This window comes from Erwinia sp. Eh17-17 (assembly GCF_039675725.1).
Lineage (GTDB): Bacteria > Pseudomonadota > Gammaproteobacteria > Enterobacterales > Enterobacteriaceae > Erwinia.
On sequence record NZ_JBDFQT010000001.1, the window covers coordinates 363789 to 382616 of the forward strand.

The 18828-nt window shown below is 54.5% G+C and carries 16 protein-coding genes, 1 tRNA gene and 1 pseudogene; 14 read left to right on the forward strand and 4 right to left on the reverse strand.

Features of this window, described 5'->3' with window-relative positions:
- Positions 1–63: 63 nt before the first annotated feature.
- Positions 64–603, forward strand: coding sequence for a DUF2058 domain-containing protein (locus ABEH87_RS01555; protein WP_346573299.1), 540 nt, complete (start codon positions 64–66; stop codon positions 601–603).
- A 50-nt stretch (positions 604–653) separates the two neighbouring features.
- On the opposite strand, the gene ABEH87_RS01560 is transcribed toward ABEH87_RS01555, so the two are convergent.
- Positions 654–1352 carry an RluA family pseudouridine synthase gene (locus ABEH87_RS01560; RefSeq protein ID WP_346573300.1) on the reverse strand — a complete coding sequence of 233 codons (699 nt, stop codon included), beginning with the start codon at positions 1350–1352 and terminating at the stop codon, positions 654–656.
- A gap of 140 nt (positions 1353–1492) precedes the next feature.
- Here ABEH87_RS01560 and ABEH87_RS01565 point away from each other — a divergent pair, with 140 nt between their 5' ends.
- A complete protein-coding gene (locus tag ABEH87_RS01565) occupies positions 1493–1975 on the forward strand; it encodes a cold shock domain-containing protein (protein WP_346573302.1) in 483 nt (160 codons plus the stop codon).
- Positions 1976–2521: 546 nt separating this feature from the next.
- Here the strand turns inward: ABEH87_RS01565 and ABEH87_RS01570 are convergent.
- Positions 2522–3358 (reverse strand): MipA/OmpV family protein, encoded by an 837-nt coding sequence (locus tag ABEH87_RS01570; RefSeq protein WP_346573303.1) that lies wholly within the window; start codon positions 3356–3358, stop codon positions 2522–2524.
- 205 nt (positions 3359–3563) lie between these two features.
- Here ABEH87_RS01570 and ABEH87_RS01575 point away from each other — a divergent pair, with 205 nt between their 5' ends.
- From ABEH87_RS01575 to ABEH87_RS01585, 3 genes are read left to right on the forward strand one after another with little or no spacing between them, the layout of a single operon-like run.
- Complete coding sequence (locus tag ABEH87_RS01575) at positions 3564–4241, forward strand: response regulator (RefSeq protein WP_346573305.1); 678 nt, start codon at positions 3564–3566, stop codon at positions 4239–4241.
- Complete coding sequence (locus tag ABEH87_RS01580; protein ID WP_346573307.1) at positions 4241–5629, forward strand: ATP-binding protein; 1389 nt, start codon at positions 4241–4243, stop codon at positions 5627–5629. The genes ABEH87_RS01575 and ABEH87_RS01580 overlap by 1 nt, the downstream gene beginning before the upstream one ends.
- Before the next feature lie 51 nt (positions 5630–5680).
- A complete protein-coding gene (locus ABEH87_RS01585) occupies positions 5681–6118 on the forward strand; it encodes a hypothetical protein (protein WP_346573309.1) in 438 nt (145 codons plus the stop codon).
- A gap of 243 nt (positions 6119–6361) precedes the next feature.
- Here ABEH87_RS01585 and ABEH87_RS01590 read toward each other — a convergent pair.
- Together ABEH87_RS01590 and ABEH87_RS01595 are read right to left on the reverse strand one after the other, a co-directional pair.
- Positions 6362–6472, reverse strand: a pseudogene (locus tag ABEH87_RS01590) (DUF4102 domain-containing protein); the annotation flags it as partial.
- Between the two features lie 148 nt (positions 6473–6620).
- Positions 6621–6696, reverse strand: a tRNA-Asn gene (locus ABEH87_RS01595).
- Positions 6697–7209: 513 nt separating this feature from the next.
- On the opposite strand from ABEH87_RS01595, the gene ABEH87_RS01600 reads away from it, so the two are divergent.
- From ABEH87_RS01600 to ABEH87_RS01640, 9 genes are all read left to right on the forward strand, one after another.
- Positions 7210–8133, forward strand: coding sequence for a sugar ABC transporter substrate-binding protein (locus tag ABEH87_RS01600; RefSeq protein WP_062743083.1), 924 nt, complete (start codon positions 7210–7212; stop codon positions 8131–8133).
- A gap of 33 nt (positions 8134–8166) precedes the next feature.
- On the forward strand, positions 8167–9651 hold the full coding sequence (locus tag ABEH87_RS01605; protein WP_346573311.1) for a sugar ABC transporter ATP-binding protein: 1485 nt from the start codon (positions 8167–8169) through the stop codon (positions 9649–9651).
- 19 nt (positions 9652–9670) lie between these two features.
- Entirely contained in the window at positions 9671–10702 is a 1032-nt protein-coding gene (locus ABEH87_RS01610) for an ABC transporter permease (protein WP_346573313.1), read from the forward strand.
- 309 nt (positions 10703–11011) lie between these two features.
- A complete protein-coding gene (nac, locus tag ABEH87_RS01615; RefSeq protein ID WP_346573314.1) occupies positions 11012–11929 on the forward strand; it encodes a nitrogen assimilation transcriptional regulator NAC in 918 nt (305 codons plus the stop codon).
- Positions 11930–12075: 146 nt separating this feature from the next.
- The gene (gene cbl / locus ABEH87_RS01620) at positions 12076–13032 is read left to right on the forward strand and encodes an HTH-type transcriptional regulator Cbl (RefSeq protein WP_346573316.1); all 957 of its coding nucleotides are present in this window, start codon (positions 12076–12078) and stop codon (positions 13030–13032) included.
- Between the two features lie 104 nt (positions 13033–13136).
- A complete protein-coding gene (locus tag ABEH87_RS01625) occupies positions 13137–14345 on the forward strand; it encodes an MFS transporter (protein WP_346573318.1) in 1209 nt (402 codons plus the stop codon).
- 492 nt (positions 14346–14837) lie between these two features.
- A complete protein-coding gene (locus tag ABEH87_RS01630; protein WP_346573320.1) occupies positions 14838–16295 on the forward strand; it encodes an NAD-dependent succinate-semialdehyde dehydrogenase in 1458 nt (485 codons plus the stop codon).
- 352 nt (positions 16296–16647) lie between these two features.
- A complete protein-coding gene (locus tag ABEH87_RS01635) occupies positions 16648–18117 on the forward strand; it encodes an aldehyde dehydrogenase family protein (protein WP_346573322.1) in 1470 nt (489 codons plus the stop codon).
- A 41-nt stretch (positions 18118–18158) separates the two neighbouring features.
- Entirely contained in the window at positions 18159–18827 is a 669-nt protein-coding gene (locus ABEH87_RS01640; RefSeq protein WP_346573324.1) for a haloacid dehalogenase type II, read from the forward strand.
- The last annotated feature ends 1 nt before the right edge of the window (position 18828 follow it).

The following is an 18828-nucleotide window of genomic DNA, read 5'->3' on the forward strand; positions in this document are numbered from 1 at the left end:
TGGCACACGCCCGGCAGTTACAGGTATAATCCCGGAAAATTTACAGCGGATTCAGAAACCACCATGACAAAACTGACCTTACAAGAACAGATGCTCAAAGCAGGGCTGGTAAGCAGCAAAAAAATGGCCAAAGTCCAGAGGACGGTCAAAAAATCTAAAGCGCAGGCCCGTGAGGCGAGGGAAGCGGTAGAAGAGAACAAAAAAGCTCAGGCTGAACGCGATAAGCAGCTGAGCGAGCAGCAGAAACAGGCGGCGCTGTCGAAAGAATATAAAGCTCAGGTAAAGCAGCTGATTGAAATGAACAGGCTCGATATTTCCAGAGGCGATATCGGTTTTAACTTCACCGATGGCAACCTGATTAAAAAAATATCCGTCGATAAGCTCACGCAGTCTCAGCTGATTAGCGGCCGTCTCGCCATTGCGCGTCTGATGACGGATAACAGCGGCGAAAGTCAGTACGCCATCATCCCCGCCAGCGTCGCCGACAAAATTGCCCAGCGCGATGCCAGCAGCATTGTGTTAAACAGCGCGCTGAGTCAGGAAGAGCAGGATGAAGACGATCCGTATGCTGACTTTAAAGTGCCTGACGATCTGATGTGGTAATCCGCGCTACACGTTCAGCCCGGCATCATCAATGAGTTAAAACCCAGGTTTCAGAACGGGCAGGGGTGGCGGGCGTTGATCTGCTCTCCGCTGACGGGATGAACAAAATCCAGTTCGCTGGCGTGCAGCATCAGGCGCGGCACCTGCTCCGTACCCGGCAGCAGGCGGCCGCCGTACAGGTCACAGCCGAGAATCGGATAGCCGAGATGCTGGCAGTGAATGCGCAGCTGATGGGTGCGTCCGGTCTCCGGGGTGAGCTGCACCCGCGCTACCGGCAGTAACGTCCCCCCCTCCAACGGCTGGTACAGGCGCTCAACAACCCGATAGCGTGAGCGGGCGGGCTTGCCGTGGACGGCGCAAATCGACATCAGCGGGAACAGCGCCGGATCTTTAGCAATCGCCGCGTCGATTGTCCCTGCGTTATCGCCGGGATGGCCGCAGAGCAGGGCGCTGTAAACCTTGCTGACGGTACGCTGGCTGAACTGATGGCACAGGGCGGCATTGATCGCCTTGTTGCGCGCAATCACCATCAGTCCGGAAGTACCGAAATCCAGGCGGTGAACCAGAGTGCAGCCGGGAAAGATCTTCACCAGCCGGTGATGCACTGAATCAAGATTTTGCGCATTTTTTCCCGACAGGCTCAGCAGCCCGCTGGGTTTATTGATTAATGCCAGGTGATCATCCTGATAGAGGATCTCTATCTCGTCGTGGCACGGCGGGGCGATAAAGGTATCGATAATGGCGGACATCAGTGGACCCGGAGCGAGAGTGGGGGCGGATAATAACGAATTATGCACCATACTTAAACCAAAGGCGTGGTCTGCGCAGGCATTGTGTTTTACACTGCGCGCTGTAAAAACTGAGCAGATAAACGATTAAGTAGGCGGTAATGGCGATGAACGGAACGATCACAACCTGGTTTAAAGAAAAAGGCTTTGGATTTATCAAAGATGAAAACGGTGATAACCGTTATTTTCACGTGATTAAGGTCGCCAACCCTGATCTGATCAAGAAAGATGCGGCGGTGACGTTTGAACCTACCACTAACAACAAGGGGCTGTCCGCTTTCGACGTGAAAGTCCTGCCGGAAAGTCACTATATCTATATCGCAGGCGAGCGCCTGAAAATGACCTCGATCCGCTCTTACGTGGTCTACAGCGAAGAGGTCCCTGCTGATACCCGCATTGATAAAGAAAACGCGGTGCTGTCCGTGGGCCTGCTGATGAACAGCATCCGGCCAAAAACAGACGTTCAGCCGGGTGAAATGCGCTCGCTGAAAAAACTGGCTATTACCACCTTCCAGGGCACAACGCTGATCTTCTCAGAAGATGAGATCGACATCGACAGCACGGTGAAAATGCTCAAAGTCTGATCGCTTCCTCTCTGACCCGGTGCCGGCATCCCATCCATCCGCGGGATGCCATCCTGCTGACTGACCTTCGTATGTGCGGCTTTTTTCCCTTCGCCGCCGGTGTAAACAGACCCGTATTAGCTCCTTTTCAGACGAAGACAAGTCCGGAACTCTGGGGAAAGGAACCTCCGGATATCGTTCATATGCCCGTACATGGGATATTTCTGTCGCTGGCCGCTTCTTATCAATCGTACTCAGGCCAAAAATTACTGTAGTCGCCGGTACTGATATTGACGCTGCAACCGCAATTCACCATGCGATCCATAAAGTGTGCTTTATCGCCAGGTCAGTAAACTTCCCTGTGAGCTATGAGCCTGAATTTATTACTCTCTGAGTAAGCAAATTCTGCAATGAAGTCAGGGGCAATGCGGAATATGCCAGACGGTAGCTGACAGTGACCGGGCCTGCTCCCCGTTGAGTAGTGCCCCATCATCTGAACTGGGGCGAATTTGTATTTATTGACAGTGCATAGCCACACGCTAGCGAGAAGCACAGGTTGAACAACGATCAGAAGCGATATGTCACCTTCAGACTGCCAGTGGGCGATGTTTTTCGTTGAACAATTGGACTGTTTCGTGCATCACCAGCCAACTGCGTAACACCTGCTGCGGCAACTACGCTCCAATCTTGATTAAGGTTGTGCGTCCAGTCCATATTCAGTGAATAGGCATAAATTCCAGACCTGGCATCATATCGAGCAAACCCCGATGCGGCCGACTGTGATGCACTGACCCCGTAGTAAGTCTGCATGTACTTGCTGGTCCCCCAACTACTGGTCAGCGCCAGCGTCACAGCGTTTTTCGATGACGTATAGAGTGGGCTGACAATGCTGAAATGCAGGGCCTCACCATTGCTTCGCTGAGAAACCGGTACCTCACCCTGCAATTGCAAATTAAGCCAGTCGGTCACCTCGTACCCCAGGCCAGGCACAGCGATAGCCGAGCCTTTAACGTCACCCATACCTCGCAAGTGGTCGCTACCGTAGCTGAGCGAATCGCTGTCCACATCACGATCCTTTCGGCCTGCGCGATAACTCAGCGCAGCGCTGTAATCAAATTTCCCGATGTTGTTACCGTAACCGATACCACGTGTCGAGCTGACGAAGAAACCATTTAACATAGAGTAATCAATCACCAGGGCCGTCGTGACCCGGTTTGCATCCGAACCAGAATAGCGTGGCGCAACATCCACTCCTCCTCCCAGGGTCAACTCGTTGCCCTGTTTCTGTTCTGCTGCCAGTATTGGGGTTGCCAGTAACGCCAGGACAAATCCTGACAACACTTTTCTCAGGGTCTGCCCAGAGAGTGAATGGAGGAACTTATGACTCAGCTTGATATTTCTCATTAAGGAAGTCCTTGTGGATTCAACTGACTACGATACAAGCGGTTTTAAACGCCAGAACGCTCAGTGTGAATGCTGGCCCTGAAGTTCTGATGAGCCAAAAATGAAGAAATACTGAAGCAAGTACCCGTTATGCAAACCTGATAGATTTACTGATACCGTTTTTTTCTTCAGACGTTCTTCATTCACTGTTGATAAAGTAACTCTTGTGAAAATTCTCCTAATCGAAGACGACATCGATCTCGGCAATGGCGTTCGTATTGCCCTCACAGACCAGGGATTAGATGTCATATGGGTTCGCCGCAAAGTAGATGCGCTGCATCAACTTGATCTATGCGTGCCAGAACTTGTATTGCTCGACCTCGGTCTGCCCGACGGTGATGGCATGAGCCTGATGGCGCGACTGCGTCAACAGTTTAAGGGGATCCCCGTTATCATCCTGACTGCCCGGGGCACTCTGCAGGACCGCTTGACTGGGCTGGATGCCGGTGCAGACGACTATCTCGTCAAACCTTTCGTTCTCGCCGAGTTATTGGCCAGGGTGAGAGCACTGGTGCGGCGCAGTTACGGTTTTCAGGATGAGGCGATAGAAATTCGAGGGCTGTCTCTGCATGTGCCGACTCGTCGCGTGACTGTAAGCGCGAGTCATGTTGATTTGACGGCAAGTGAATACGCACTGCTTGAAACGTTAATGTTGCGCCCTGACCGTGTGCTGATACGGAGTTTTCTGGAAGAAAGGATCTTCGGTGCAAAAGAAAATATGAGCAATGCGCTCGATGTCCATATGGGCAATTTGCGTCGCAAAATCGGTGACGGATATGTGCGAACAGTGAGAGGCGTGGGGTTTGTCATAGACACCGTACCCATTCAGAAGGGGGCAGGTTGATGCGTAATTTTTGGCGCTATCTGAGAATCCCAACGCTCGTACGGCGAATTATGATCGCCCAGATGCTATTACTCACGCTGCTCTGGTGTATTTTTCTGACCTACATTTTATGGGATAACTTACGTAGCCCTCCAATGCTATCAGGCAACAAAACCTATGAAACCATTATGACTTTGGTGGATCGTATGGGGAATCGCCCACACGATTTAAACGATGTGCTGGAAACATTCAGCAAGGCACTGCGGGAAGGCTATGGCGGAGGTGAAGACCCTAAAATGTCAATCAGCCTAATCGTCAGGAAGAATAAAGAGATAATTTATTCATCGGATGGCGCTCCGGTAGGAGTGAAAAACATCGGTTATGGAGTGATTCAGAGTATTCAGAGTAACGGCCGCACCTGGACCAGCCGTACTCTGAAGTCCAGGAGCTCCGACACAGAGGTAACACTGCTCACTCCTGCTGGAGGTTGGAACTTCTTCATATACCTGAACTCGCGCGGATACTACATATTACCGCTGCTGGTATGCATTCCTTTTCTTTTGTTTCCTGCGTGGCTGTCAATCCGCATTGCAATGCGTCCCTGGAACAAGGTGGCAAATGAAGTTTCCTTACGAACACCAGAAGATCTTTCTCCCTTAAAAGCAGTGCCAAAGCACAAGGAGCTTCGCCAAATAGTGGACGCGATAAATATATTCCTTGCCAGGGTACGAGAAAGCACTGAAAGGGAGCGGATTTTTATTGCAGATGCCGCTCACGAGTTGCGTACTCCGCTGGCTGCAATGCGAGTCAATGTAGAGGCTTTGCAGTCCGATGTAAGCAACTTTAGTCAACAGGAATTGCTTACAGGGATTATTCGTAGCAATAGCCGTGCTGCCCGTCTCGTCAATCAGTTGCTGCTGCTGATGCACAGTGAAGCGCGCATTGACACTGTTATGGAACCTGTAGCGCTGACGACGCTGATACAGGAGCGAATGGCTGAGTTGGCACCGCTAGCTGCTGAGAGCCGAATTGAGCTTGAATTCTACTCTCATGATGAAGTCTGGATTACAGGTGTCAGGGAACGCCTGATGTCGCTGCTCGACAACTTAATTGAAAATGCTGTGAAGTACAGTCCTGAGGGCGGGCGGGTTGAGGTAGAGGTACGATCGTTAGATAAATCCACTCAGGTGCGTATCTCAGATGCAGGGCCCGGGATCATGGTTGAATTGAGGGAGCGCGTGTTCGACAGATTTTTTCGCGATCCCAATCAGATACAAAGCGGGAGTGGATTGGGGCTTGCCATCGTCAAAGCGGTTGCGCAGCAACATAACAGCAGTGTTTTCCTAAGTACGTCTGCAGAAGGCGGGCTGATGGTTATTGTTGATATCCCAAATCACCATTCTGTCTGAAAGAGAACGCAATTATTAGTCCCAGTCATGCGTAAGACATTGACCAGAATAATGGAGCATAAATTGAAATATTTGGCCCTGGCTACCCTATTACTTTCTATCTCACTTAGCGGATGCGCCATAACCGTCAGCGATTTAAAAAACAGCAAATCATCCTTAGACGGCAGTTTTATTAGCAAGACGGGATCCTCGGATACTTATCGAACTATAAGGCATATGGCAAGGCAGTGTCTGGAATATGAATCATATTCAGGAAACCCGGTGATCGTATTCAGCGAGTTTGACGGTGAGCGTAAAGAAGGTGAGATCACGCAAAAGTTTCTTTCCGAAGGACTGTTGATTAACAACACGCTCATTGAGATAGAAAGTCATGAGGGTGAAAAAGCGATGATTAGCTTATACACAACCAAGAATATCTTGAGTACGGGCATCAGGTCGCCAAATATGAATGATATCAAGCGCTGGGCTGATGGCGATAGAACTTGCTAACACGACACTCTCGTACAACTCAGCAATCTCATTATGCAAACATGATAAAGCACTCAATGAGGTTAATTATCCCGTAGACTTCCCGATTGTACTAATATTCCAATAGATACCCTCAGCACTAAGGTAATCGCTAATATTCACTTCAATTCACCATCACGAGAGAGACATTTAATCTGTTTCAGAATAGTGGTGGCCCAGCGCAATGCGGCATCCCCTACCGTTAACACGTTATTTGAGAGATCAGAGACGTGAACAACCAGGATTGACTAAAAGGTACAGGCCATGAGAATCGGAAACTTTGAAGGGTTTAGCGCAGGGTTATAAGCGGCGGATTTTAGTGCGGGTCAGAGACATAGGGTGGTCACTCCCTCGTCGAACTGAAATGACCCCAAATCTTGCCCGATGCGCAGGGGATATGAAAAGACATCGGGATGGCTTTTCACGCTAACTCGTTGAATCTCAATCGTAGATAGATTCGAGAAGATGCATGAAAATAGAAATGTGGCTCCTCTGACTGGACTCGAACCAGTGACATACGGATTAACAGTCCGCCGTTCTACCGACTGAACTACAGAGGAATCGTGTGAACGGGGCGCATGTTAACGGCGTGTCGGACAAATGTCAAAGCCCTAATCTATCCTTACAGTGCGTTTGCTGTGAAAAGCAGCAGTCTGCGTTTTTTTTATCTTGATTGGACAATCTTCAATCTCTGCGCCAGATCTCACTTTGTTGCTATTAGCTGGCCGATGTTAGAGGTGTGTCAAATTTTTGTTATTTGCTGATTTTAAAACATGCGTTTCGATGCTTTCATAGTGAAAGTTTCAATTGACTGTGTTTTGAAACAAAAAAACTGCCTCGCGCCAACACCAGTGAATACCAACAAAAAATAAACAATGGAAGTGTGCTTAATGTTCTGTTTTTTATAGTAAAAGTAAGACCCGATGCACAGTAAAAAGAAAGATAGTTTTACCCGATATAGTTACCCCCTACACTTTACTTAAGCCGTGGGTGAGGTTGTCTGAATGTAAAAGAAATTTTTCATTCGCAGAATCTTAAACCTTCGCAAGCTAACGATAATTAAGGACCTGGACATGAACGTGAAAAAAACAATTTTAGCGTCACTGTTAGTCTGCATGCTGCCTGTTACCAGTTTTGCCAAAGATCTGCAGGTTGGCGTCTCTATGGCGCTGTTTGATGACAACTTTTTAACCATCGTTCGTAACTCCATTACCAGCGAGATGAAAACGGAAAACGTCAAAGGCCAGATTGAAGACGCCAAAGGTGACGTCGCACAGCAGCTGCAACAGGTTCAGAACTTTATCGGCCAGGGCGTAGACGCCATCATCATCAACCCGGTAGATACCAACGCGGTGAAGCCGATTGTTGATCTGACGTCGAAAGCCGGTATTCCTCTGGTGTTCGTTAACCGTAAGCCAGCGACCGAGCTGACCGGCAAGATGGCGTATGTGGGTTCTGACTCTGAGCTGGCAGGCCGTCTGCAGATGGAAGCGCTGGCAAAACGTATGGACTACAAAGGTAACGTCGCCATCCTGCTGGGTGACCTCGCCAACGAAGCGACCCGTGACCGTACCAAAGGGGTTGAAGCGGTAGTCGCAAAATATCCAGGCCTGAAAGTGGTACAGAAACAGACCGCGAAATTTACCCGCAACGATGCGGTAGACGTGGTGAGTAACTGGATGACGGCAGGTGATGATATCCAGGCGATTGCCTCCAACAACGATGAAATGGCCATCGGTGCCCTGCAGGCGCTGGGTAAGAACGACCAGAAAATCCTGATTGCGGGCGTCGATGGTACCCCAGATGCACTGCAGATGATTAAAAACGGCAAAATGGTCGCTACCGTCTTCCAGGACGCTAAAGGTCAGGGTGCCGGTGCCGTACAGACTGCCGTGAAACTGGCGAAAGGCGAACAGGTTCAGAAAAACGTATTTATCCCTTATCAGCTGATTACTAAAGATAACTACACCAACTTTACCAGTAAAAACCTGAAATAACTTTCGCTGAACTCGTAGTACGGAGGGTGTCAAATGACCGCATATGCGCTTGAAGCCGAAGGCATCAGCAAATTTTTCCCTGGCGTGAAGGCGTTAAGCAACGTCTCATTTCGTATCAAGCCGGGAACGGTGCATGCTCTGATGGGTGAGAACGGTGCGGGTAAATCCACTTTAATGAAGTGCCTCATCGGGATTTATCGTCCCGATGAGGGACAGATTCGCATTAAAGGGGAGCCTGTGCAGTTTACCGATACGCTGGATGCACTGCGTTCGGGTGTTTCCATGATCCACCAGGAGCTAAATCTGGTACCGCATATGACGGTCGCCGAAAATATCTGGCTGGGTCGCGAGCCGATGAAATTCGGCTTCGTTGACCACGGCAAGCTCAACCGTTTAACCAGAGACCTGCTGGTTAAGCTCAATATCCGTCTGCGTCCTGAACAAATGGTGGGCGATCTCAGTATCGCCTCCCAGCAAATGGTGGAGATCGCTAAGGCGGTGTCCTGGAACTCAGACATTGTGATTATGGATGAACCGACGTCGGCACTGACGGAAACCGAAGTGGCGCACCTGTTCACCATCATTCGCGACCTGCGTTCGCAGGGCAAAGCCATCATCTACATCAGCCACAAAATGGATGAAATTTTTGCCATTACCGATGAAGTCAGCGTGTTTCGTGACGGCACCTGGGTGGCGAGCAACGAGACATCAAGCTATACGCGCCAGTCGCTGATTACCCAGATGGTGGGGCGTGAACTGACCCAGCTATTCCCGAAAACCGAGAGCAATATCGGTGAAGATGTGCTGACGGTGCGCAACCTGACGCGTAAGGATGTGTTCCACGACGTGAGCTTTAACGTCCGTCGCGGTGAGATCCTCGGCGTTGCGGGGCTGGTCGGTGCCGGACGCAGTGAAGTGATGGAAAGTCTGTTTGGTATGACCTCCATCGACAGCGGCGAAATCCTGATTGACGGTGTGCCAACCACCATTGATTCGCCGGCCAGCGCCATTGATAAAGGGCTGGCGTTCCTGACCGAAGACCGTAAAAAGTCCGGCCTGTTCCTCGTGCTGTCAGTAATGGAGAACATGAGCATCGTCAAGATGACGGACTACAGCGCTAAGGGCGGCTTTGTTGATCACGCCAACATGGCGAAAGACTGTCTGGAACAGATCAAGCGTCTGAATATCAAGACGCCAACCATGGACCAGATCATCAATAACCTCAGTGGCGGTAACCAGCAAAAAGTCTTGATTGCCCGCTGGCTGCTGGCACAACCCAAAATCCTTATCCTTGACGAACCTACTCGTGGTATCGACGTCGGCGCAAAAGCGGAAATCTACCGTCTTATCAGCGAACTGGCGAGCCGCGGCGTTGCCATCATCATGGTCTCCTCTGAACTGCCGGAAATTATTGGTATGAGTGACCGCGTGATGGTGATGCACGGTGGACGTATTACCGGCATCCTCAATAAAGAAGAAGCCGACCAGGAAACCATTTTGTCGTTGGCGTCCGAGTAAGGGCGTAAGGTAAACAAACATGAGTGATGTGAAAATGACAACGCAACAGTCAGCTGAAACACCATCGTTCTTCAGCAACCTGAAAGGCAAACTGCCTAAAGATACCGGTATTTTTGTGGTGATGGTCGGCATTGCGCTGATTTTTGAAGCCTTCGGCTGGTATGTGCGCGATCAGTCATTCCTGATGAACCCGAACCGTCTGGTGTTGATCGTTCTGCAGGTTGCCATCATCGGTATTATTGCCGTCGGGGTGACCCAGGTCATTATCACCACGGGGATTGACCTGTCGTCCGGCTCAGTGATTGCGCTGACGGCAGTGGTGGCGGCCAGTCTGGCGCAAACTTCTGAAAGCCTGTCACCGATGTTTCCGTCGCTGGTGGACATGCCTGCGGTACTGCCCATCGGGGCGGGTATTGGGGTCGGAATACTGTGCGGTATCGTCAACGGCGTGCTGATTACGAAAACCGGTATTCCTCCGTTTATCGCCACGCTGGGCATGATGGTATCAGCCCGTGGTCTGGCACAGTATTACACCCAGGGTAACCCTATCAGCTTCCTGTCTGACGGCTTCACCTCCATTGGTCAGGGCGCAATGCCGGTGATTATCTTCCTGGTGGTGGCGGTGATTTTCCATATCGCGCTGAAACACACCCGCTACGGCAAGTATGTCTACGCGATTGGCGGCAACATGGTGTCGGCGAAAGTCTCCGGTATTAACGTCAATAAATACCTGATCATCGTTTACACCATTGCGGGCGGCTTATCCGGTCTGGCAGGGGTGGTCCTGGCGGCACGCGTCAGCAGCGGCCAGTCAAGTATGGGTCTGGGTTATGAACTGGATGCGATTGCCGCTGCGGTCATCGGCGGTTCCAGCCTGATGGGCGGGGTCGGGCGCATTACCGGTACGCTGATCGGCGCGGTGATCCTCGGCCTGATTAAAAGTGGCTTTACCTTTGTCGGCGTCGACGCCTACATCCAGGATATTATCAAAGGGATGATTATTGTGGCCGCGGTATCCATCGATATGTATCGCAACCGCAAAAAACGGTAATCCTTTGTCGGGGCTGACTGCAAATCAGGGTCAGTCCCGACAAAAACCTGCACATCCTCAACGCATTTCCTGCACCATCCGTGTGCAACCGCCTGTCCCAATCTTACCGGCCAGCGCGCAATCGCAACGTGCCTGCCGCTGCCAGTAATCAGATTCTCTTATTTTACCGTCTGTTACACCCTGTTTCTGACGCCCTGTCACCGTTAGAAAAAAGCTGGCACGTCCCTTGCAAATCCTGTTCTGTCAGAATGAAAACTTATTATAAACCGCCAGTTTCGCTGGCGATCGGGGATACGTGACGGAGGCAAAATGAATTTAAGACGACTGAAGTATTTCGTGAAAATCGTCGATATCGGCAGCCTGACTCAGGCGGCAGAAGTGCTGCATATTGCGCAACCGGCGCTCAGCCAGCAGGTCGCCACGCTGGAAAATGAACTGGACCAGCAGCTGCTGATCCGCACCAAGCGCGGCGTCACGCCGACCGATGCGGGTAAAATCCTCTATGCTCACGCCCGCACTATTCTGCGCCAGTGTGAACAGGCGCAGACGGCGGTGATCAATGCCGGGCAGGCGCTGGGCGGGCAGGTCTCTATCGGCCTGGCACCGGGGACGGCAGCCTCATCGCTGACCATGCCTTTACTGCAGACCGTGCGCGAACAGTTCCCGGACGTGCTGGTTTATCTGCACGAGAACGGCGGTGCCTCATTAAATGAAAAAGTGATGAGTGGGCAGCTGGATATGGCAGTGCTTTACGACCGCTCACCGGCCGCCGGTATTACCAGCATTCCGCTGATGAAAGAAGAACTTTATCTGGTGGGTGCCAGCGTCTGCCCTGGCCAGACCATCGATCTGACTGATGTAGCCGGGATGAATCTGTTCCTGCCGCGAGACTACAGCGCCGTGCGTAAGCGCGTGGATGAGGCTTTCTCCCTGCGTCGCCTCAGCGCACGCATTATCGGTGAAATTGAATCCATCGCCACGCTGACCGCCGCCGTGTCCAGCGGAATGGGCGCAACGGTGTTACCGGAGTCTGCCGCGCGTGCGCTGGTCAGCTCAACCAATGCCTGGATGGCGCGCATTACCAGCCCGACGCTGAACCTGCCGCTGTCGCTGAACGTCTCCTCCACGCTGCCGATGTCGCCTTCCGCGCAGGCCGTGAAAAACATCCTGCTGTCGCTGCTGAATAATCCCGTTTCGGAAGATCGCGAGCTGATGCTGGTCAGTTAATCCCCCTGGTGCCGGGCGCGCAGTCGCGCGCCTCACTTCACGCCTTATCGCTAAAAAGCATATAAAACCTTTTTTTATTATTTGTTGCTATCAATGTGCATCCTTAACATGAAGGAAACCAACAGATAACAGAGGGAGGAGCGCGCGTGAATTTTCAGCAACTTAAAATTATTAAAGAAGCGGCACGCTGCGAGTTTAATCTTACCGAAGTGGCCAATGCGCTGTTTACCTCCCAGTCAGGGGTCAGCCGCCATATCCGGGATTTGGAAGATGAACTTGGGGTCGAGATCTTTATCCGCCGTGGCAAACGCCTGCTGGGGATGACCGAGCCCGGTAAAGCGCTGCTGACCATTGCCGAACGTATTCTGGATGAGGCGGGTAAAGTCCGGCGCCTGGCCGATGTCTTTACCAATGAGTCCAGCGGCGTGCTGACCATTGCCACCACCCATACTCAGGCGCGTTACAGCCTGCCGAGAGTGATTAAAGCCTTCCGCGCGCTTTATCCTAATGTGCGCCTTGAGCTGAATCAGGGCTCGCCGCAGGAGATTGTTTCCATGCTGGTGGCGGGCGAGGCGGACATTGGCATTGCCAGCGAGCAGGTGGTGAACAACCCGGCGCTGGCCGCCTTTCCGTGGTTCAGCTGGCACCATGCGCTGCTGGTGCCGAAGGGGCACGATCTGGAACAGCAGCAGCCGCTGACGCTGGCGGCCCTCAGCCGCTACCCGCTGATTACCTACCGGCAGGGCATTACCGGGCGTTCGAAGGTAGACCGCGCCTTCCATGCCGCCAGCCTGAAACCGGATATCGTTCTCAGCGCACAGGACTCTGACGTGGTGAAAACCTACGTTGAGCTGGGGCTGGGCGTTGGGGTACTGGCCGACCAGGCCTGCCAGCTGGATGAGCACTCGTCGCTGACGCGCCTGGATGCCCGCCACCTGTTTGATTCAAATACCGTCTGGCTGGGGCTGAAACGCGGCCAGTTACAGCGTAATTACGTCTGGCAGTTCCTCGAACTGTGTAACGCCAACCTTTCACTGGAAGAGATTAAACGCCAGGCGCTGTCGCTGAACGAAGAAGAGCCGGTGATCGACTTCCAGATCTGATCCTGACATGGCGCCGGGTGCAGCTATATAGTGACATTCGTGCGTCTTCCGCCTTATCCGTCAACGGCATAAGCTTCGGGTACCTTCACCTGCGGGCTTATGCCATGACCTTACTTCCTGTTCGTTCCTCTTCCGGGCCGCTTTGTGCGCTGGCCTTCAGCATGTTGATCTCGTCGATGGGCAGCAGTATTGCCAATGTCGGGCTGCCGACGCTGGCTGCGGCGTTCAGTGCCTCTTTTGCGCAGATGCAGTGGGTGGTGCTGGCGTACCTGCTGGCGGTGACCGCTTCGGTGCTGGCAATGGGCTGGCTGGCCGATCTCTTTGGCCGCCAGCGGCTGCTGGGCTATGGCGTACTGTTGTTTAGCGTGGCCTCGCTTGGCTGCGGCCTGGCGACCGGGATCGGCTGGCTGATCGCTGCGCGCATCGTGCAGGGGCTGGGAGGCGCGATGATGATGGCCAGCACGCTGGCGCTGGTGGTTCAGGTGTTGCCTGCCGACCGCACCGGGCGCGCCATGGGCCTGCTGGGCACCGTTTCTGCCATCGGGACCGCGCTGGGCCCGGCGCTGGGCGGTCTGCTGATTGCCGCCTTTGGCTGGCAGGCGCTGTTTCTGATCAATCTGCCGCTCGGTCTGGTGGCCTGGGGGCTGCTACAGCATTTTCTGCCGCATACTGCCGCAGCACAGGCGGTGACGCCGCGGGGTTCACTGCTGTCCCTGCTGCGTCAGGGGGCGCTGGCACGCGGGTTGACGATGAGCCTGGCGGTGGCGATGGTGATGATGACCACCTTTGTCGTCGGCCCGTTCTATCTCAGCCACGGGCTGCTGCTCACCCCCCGCCAGACCGGGCTGGTGATGGCCGTCGGGCCGCTGGTAGCGGCAGTCTGCGGCCTGCCTGCCGGACGACTGGTGGACCGTCTGGGGGCGCGCAACACCACGTCGGTCGGGTTAGCGGCGGTAGCCGGGGGCTGCCTGCTGCTGGCAGGGTTACCACCGGGAGCGGGGGGTGGAGGCTATCTTGCCGGGCTGATGCTGTTAACGGCGGGCTATGCGCTGTTTCAGGCGGCAAACAATACCGCATTACTGAAAGGTGCCGATCCTGCGCGACGTGGTCTGGTGTCCGGACTGATGAATCTGGGGCGTAATCTGGGGTTTATTGCGGGAGCCGCACTGATGGCGGCGGTGTATGCCGCCGGGGTGCGCTACGGGAATTTTGCGCCAGACCTGGCATCGTCCCACGGTATGCGGCTGACGTTCGCGCTGGCGGGGGGCATGGTGATGATGGCATTTCTTCTTTCCCGTCGGAATTGTCGATAACGGCAGGGCCCGCGTATCCCACACGGGATTTCGGGTCGACCGGAAAAAAGGGTCGACCCCTACGGTACGGGATGATGCCTTGCACCGTAGGGGTTGACCTTCTGTTTCGGTCAACCCGTGGTAATGGTCTGCACCTGTGTTTCCCTCGTCAACACACGGGGTTTCGGGTCGACCGGAAAAAAGGGTCGCCCCCTACGCGTCCGGGTGATGCCTTGCACCGTAGGGGTTGACCTTCTGTTTCGGTCAACCCGTGATGGTCTGCACCCATGTTCCCCTTGTCGCCATGCCGGGTTTCGGGTCGACCCCTACGGTTCGGTCAACCCGTGATGGTCTGTACCCCGGTTCCCCTCGCCACCACCCCGGCCGACGGGCGCGGCATAAAATTTCGTTTCCCCGGCCAAAACCCTCTTCACCCCGCATCGCATCGAACGATAACGCAGCATTGGCTGTGCCTCCTCCGCTAAAGTGAAATGAACTAATTAAGGAGACGCTATGCTCGCACAACGTTTACAGGATGCCACTCTGCTGCGCCAGCAGGCTTATTTCAACGGACAGTGGCAGGGGGCCTTCAATGGCGAAACGCTGCCGGTGATCAACCCCTCTACCGGCGATGTACTCTGCACCATTCCGTCGCTCGGCGCGCAGGAAACTGAACAGGCGATTGCCTTTGCCGATGCGGCACGCAAAAGCTGGGCGAAAACCCCCAACGCCCAGCGCGCGCTGCTGCTGGAAAAATGGCATCAGCTGATCCTCGACAACGCCGACGACCTGGCGATTATCATGACCGCCGAGCAGGGGAAACCGCTGGCCGAAGCCAGAGGGGAGGTGCTGTACGGTGCGGGCTTTGTGAAATGGTTCGCGGAAGAGGCGCGCCGCATCTACGGCGACACTATCCCGGCACCCAGCGACGACCGTCGTATCCTGGTACTGAAACAGCCGGTGGGCGTGGCGGCGGCGATTACGCCGTGGAACTTCCCGATTGCGATGATCACCCGTAAAGTTGCCCCGGCGCTGGCGGCAGGCTGCCCGGTTATCGTTAAACCTTCGGAGCTGACGCCTCTCTCTGCGCTGGCGCTGGCAGAACTGGCGCAGCGCGCGGGCATCCCGGCGGGGGTGTTGCAGGTGGTGACCGGGCTGCCGAAGGCCATCGGTGAGACCCTGACCGGCAGCCGCACGGTACGCAAAATCTCGTTTACCGGCTCAACGCGAGTGGGCCAGCTGTTGATGCAGCAGAGCGCCGACAGCATTAAACGCCTCAGTCTGGAGCTGGGCGGCAATGCCCCGCTGATTGTCTTTGATGATGCCGACCTTGAGATTGCCATCAGCGGCGTGATGATGAGCAAGTTCCGAAACGCCGGGCAGACCTGCGTCTGCGCCAACCGTATCCTCGTTCAGCGCAACATCTACCCGCGCTTTGCAGAACGCCTGCTGGCAGAAGTGGCAAAGCTGAAAGTCGCTGATGGCTTTACCGAGGGCAGCACCATCGGCCCGCTTATTAACCAGGCCGCCGTCAGCAAAGTGAACGGCCATATTGAAGATGCCCTCAGCCACGGGGCTGAACTCCTGACCGGCGGTATCAGCAGCGGTAACGGCACCTTTGTGGCGCCGACGGTGTTGGGCGGCGTGACCAGCGCCATGCGCATTGCCCACGAAGAGACCTTCGGCCCGGTAGCACCGCTGTTTATCTTTGACACGGAAGATGAAGCCATCGCGATGGCGAACGACACGCCATTTGGTCTGGGCGCTTATTTCTTTACCGAAAATATTCGCCGCGCGTGGCGGGTGGGTGAGGCGCTGGAGTTTGGCATGGTCGGATTTAATACCGGGTCGGTTTCGCTGGAAGTGGCACCGTTTGGCGGAATTAAATTATCGGGCGTCGGTCGCGAGGGGTCGCGCTACGGTATTGACGAATATCTGGAATCTAAAGCGTTCCACTTTGGCAGCTTATAAAATTAAAAATAAATTTTAAGTGATAAAAAAAAGTCCTGCACCTGAATGGGTGCAGGATTTTTTTTGTCTTAAATACCGTTACTTATGCTGAAAGAACGCAAAGTCATGCGCTGTGCTGGTGCAGGTTTAGTACCAGAATCACCAAAGCGGTGCGTTTATTTTGTGATGAAAATCATCTATTTACTCAGTCGGTTTATCTGTCATAAAACGCCCGTCATTACGGCAGAAAATTTTTTTGCACCCGCTTTTACGCATTATTATTTTTTTGCACGGGTGGCATACTTTCTGCATTGCTTAATACAAATGAAATAACTCAGACCAAAAAGTTCTGGTCAACATTAAGGGTCCGTTCATGCTCAGCTTCGATCCCGATAAAATAGCGTTACCGGCAGGACACTTCATTAATGGTCAGCATCTGACCGGTAAAGGAGAGGCGTTAACCGTTAACCGTCCTTCCGATGGCCTGCGTGCCGCCGAGCTGTTTTCCGCAGATGCCGCGCTGGTGGACGAGGCGGTGACCAACGCCGACCGGGCAGCGCGTGACAGCGGCTGGGCGTCCTGCCCGCCACGCCAGCGCGGGGCCGTACTGAACCGCTGGGCTGACCTGATCGCCCACGACCCGCTGCTGGCGCAGTTAGAGTCGCTCGGTTCAACCCGACCAATTCACGACGTGGTGAACCACGAAATCCCGTTCACTGCCGAAGCCATTCGCTTTTACGCCGAGTGCGCCGACAAATACAGCGGCGACGTGCTGCCGACCCGCGATGCCAGCCTCGGTATGCTGGTGCCGGAGCCCTACGGCGTGATCGGCGCAATTACCCCGTGGAACTTCCCGCTGTCGATGGCCTCGTGGAAATGTGGCCCGGCGCTGGCAGCAGGTAACGCCGTGGTGCTGAAGCCGTCCGAACTGACGCCGTTTTCCACCGTGCGCATGGCCGAGCTGGCAATTCAGGCCGGGCTGCCTGCCGGCGTGCTGAATATCATTCAGGGCGGCGGGGCCGTCACCGGCAGTGCGCTGGTGGCGCATCCGCTGGTGCGTAAAGTCTCCTTTACCGGTTCCACCGCCACCGGGGCGCGCATCATGAGCGATGCCGCCTTCAACGGTATGAAGCCGGTGACGCTGGAGCTGGGCGGTAAAAGCCCGCAGCTGGTGTTTGACGACTGCGGTGATATCAACGAGGTTGCCGGACGAATTCTGCGCGGCTTTACCGCCAACGGCGGCCAGGCCTGCGTGGCCGGGACCCGTCTGATTGTGCAGCGCGGCGTTCACGATGCGCTGATCGCTAAGCTGATTGATCTTTGCCAGGGCTTCCGCGCTGGCGTCACCTGGAACGACAGCAGCCGCTATGCGCCAATGATTGACCGCCGTCAGGCGGAAAAAGTGGCGTCGGTGGTCTCAAGCGCCCGTCAGCAGGGCGCTGAAGTGCTGGTCGGCGGTGAGCGCTTTGCCGATACCGGCGAAGGCTATTTCTGGCAGCCGACGCTGCTGGCCGTCAGCGGCAATAACAACCCGGCGGTGCAGGAGGAGATCTTTGGCCCGGTACTGACCGTGCAGATCTTCGACGACGAAGCCGAAGGCCTGGCGCTGGCCTCCCATCCAACCTACGGCCTGTGCGCCGGGGTGCATACCAAAAATATCGACCGTGCCCTGCGCGCGATGCGTGGCATTGCGGCGGGAACGGTGTGGATCAACCGCTACGGGCGCTCCGGCGACTTTATTATTCCGACCGGGGGCTTCCACGGATCCGGCATCGGCAAAGATCTTGGGCGTCAGGCCTTCGAGGCCTGCCAGCGCTATAAAAGCGTGCTGATCGACTTCTGACCCTGCTTTCATCCCTAAACCCACTCTGTAGAGGTAGCGCAATGGCTGTGTTTAAACCGAAATACATCACCTTCGACTGTTACGGCACGCTGATCAACTTCGATATGGCCGGGGCAGCTGCCGCCATCTTCGCGGATCGCGTCAGTCCGGCACAGATGCTGGCGTTCACCAATGACTTCTCCAGCTACCGCCTGGATGAAGTGCTGGGGGCGTTCAAGCTCTACCCACAGGTGGTGGCCAGCGCGCTGTACCGCACCTGTAACAAATGGGGCGTGGAGTGCACCGATGAAGACTGTGCCGCCGTGATGACCGCCTGTGCCACCTGGGGGCCACACCCGGACGTGCCCGCCGGGCTGGCGGTAGTCGCGAAAGAGTTCCCGCTGGTGCTGCTGACCAACTCAACCAATGAGCTGATCAAAAACCACATCCCGCGCCTGGGTGCGCCGATCCATATGACCATCACCGCTGAAGAGGTGGGGGCGTATAAGCCGCAGATGAAGGGCTTCGAATACATGCTCAACAAGCTCGACTGCGGCCCGGAAGAGATCCTGCACGTCTCCAGCAGCCTGCGTTATGACCTGATGACCGCGTATGACCTCGGCATCAAAAACAAAGTGTATGTCAACCGCGGTCACGGTCCGGGCAACCCGGCCTATGAATATACCGAAATCAGCGGTATCGGTGGTCTTCCGGGCGTGGTGGGGCTGTAAG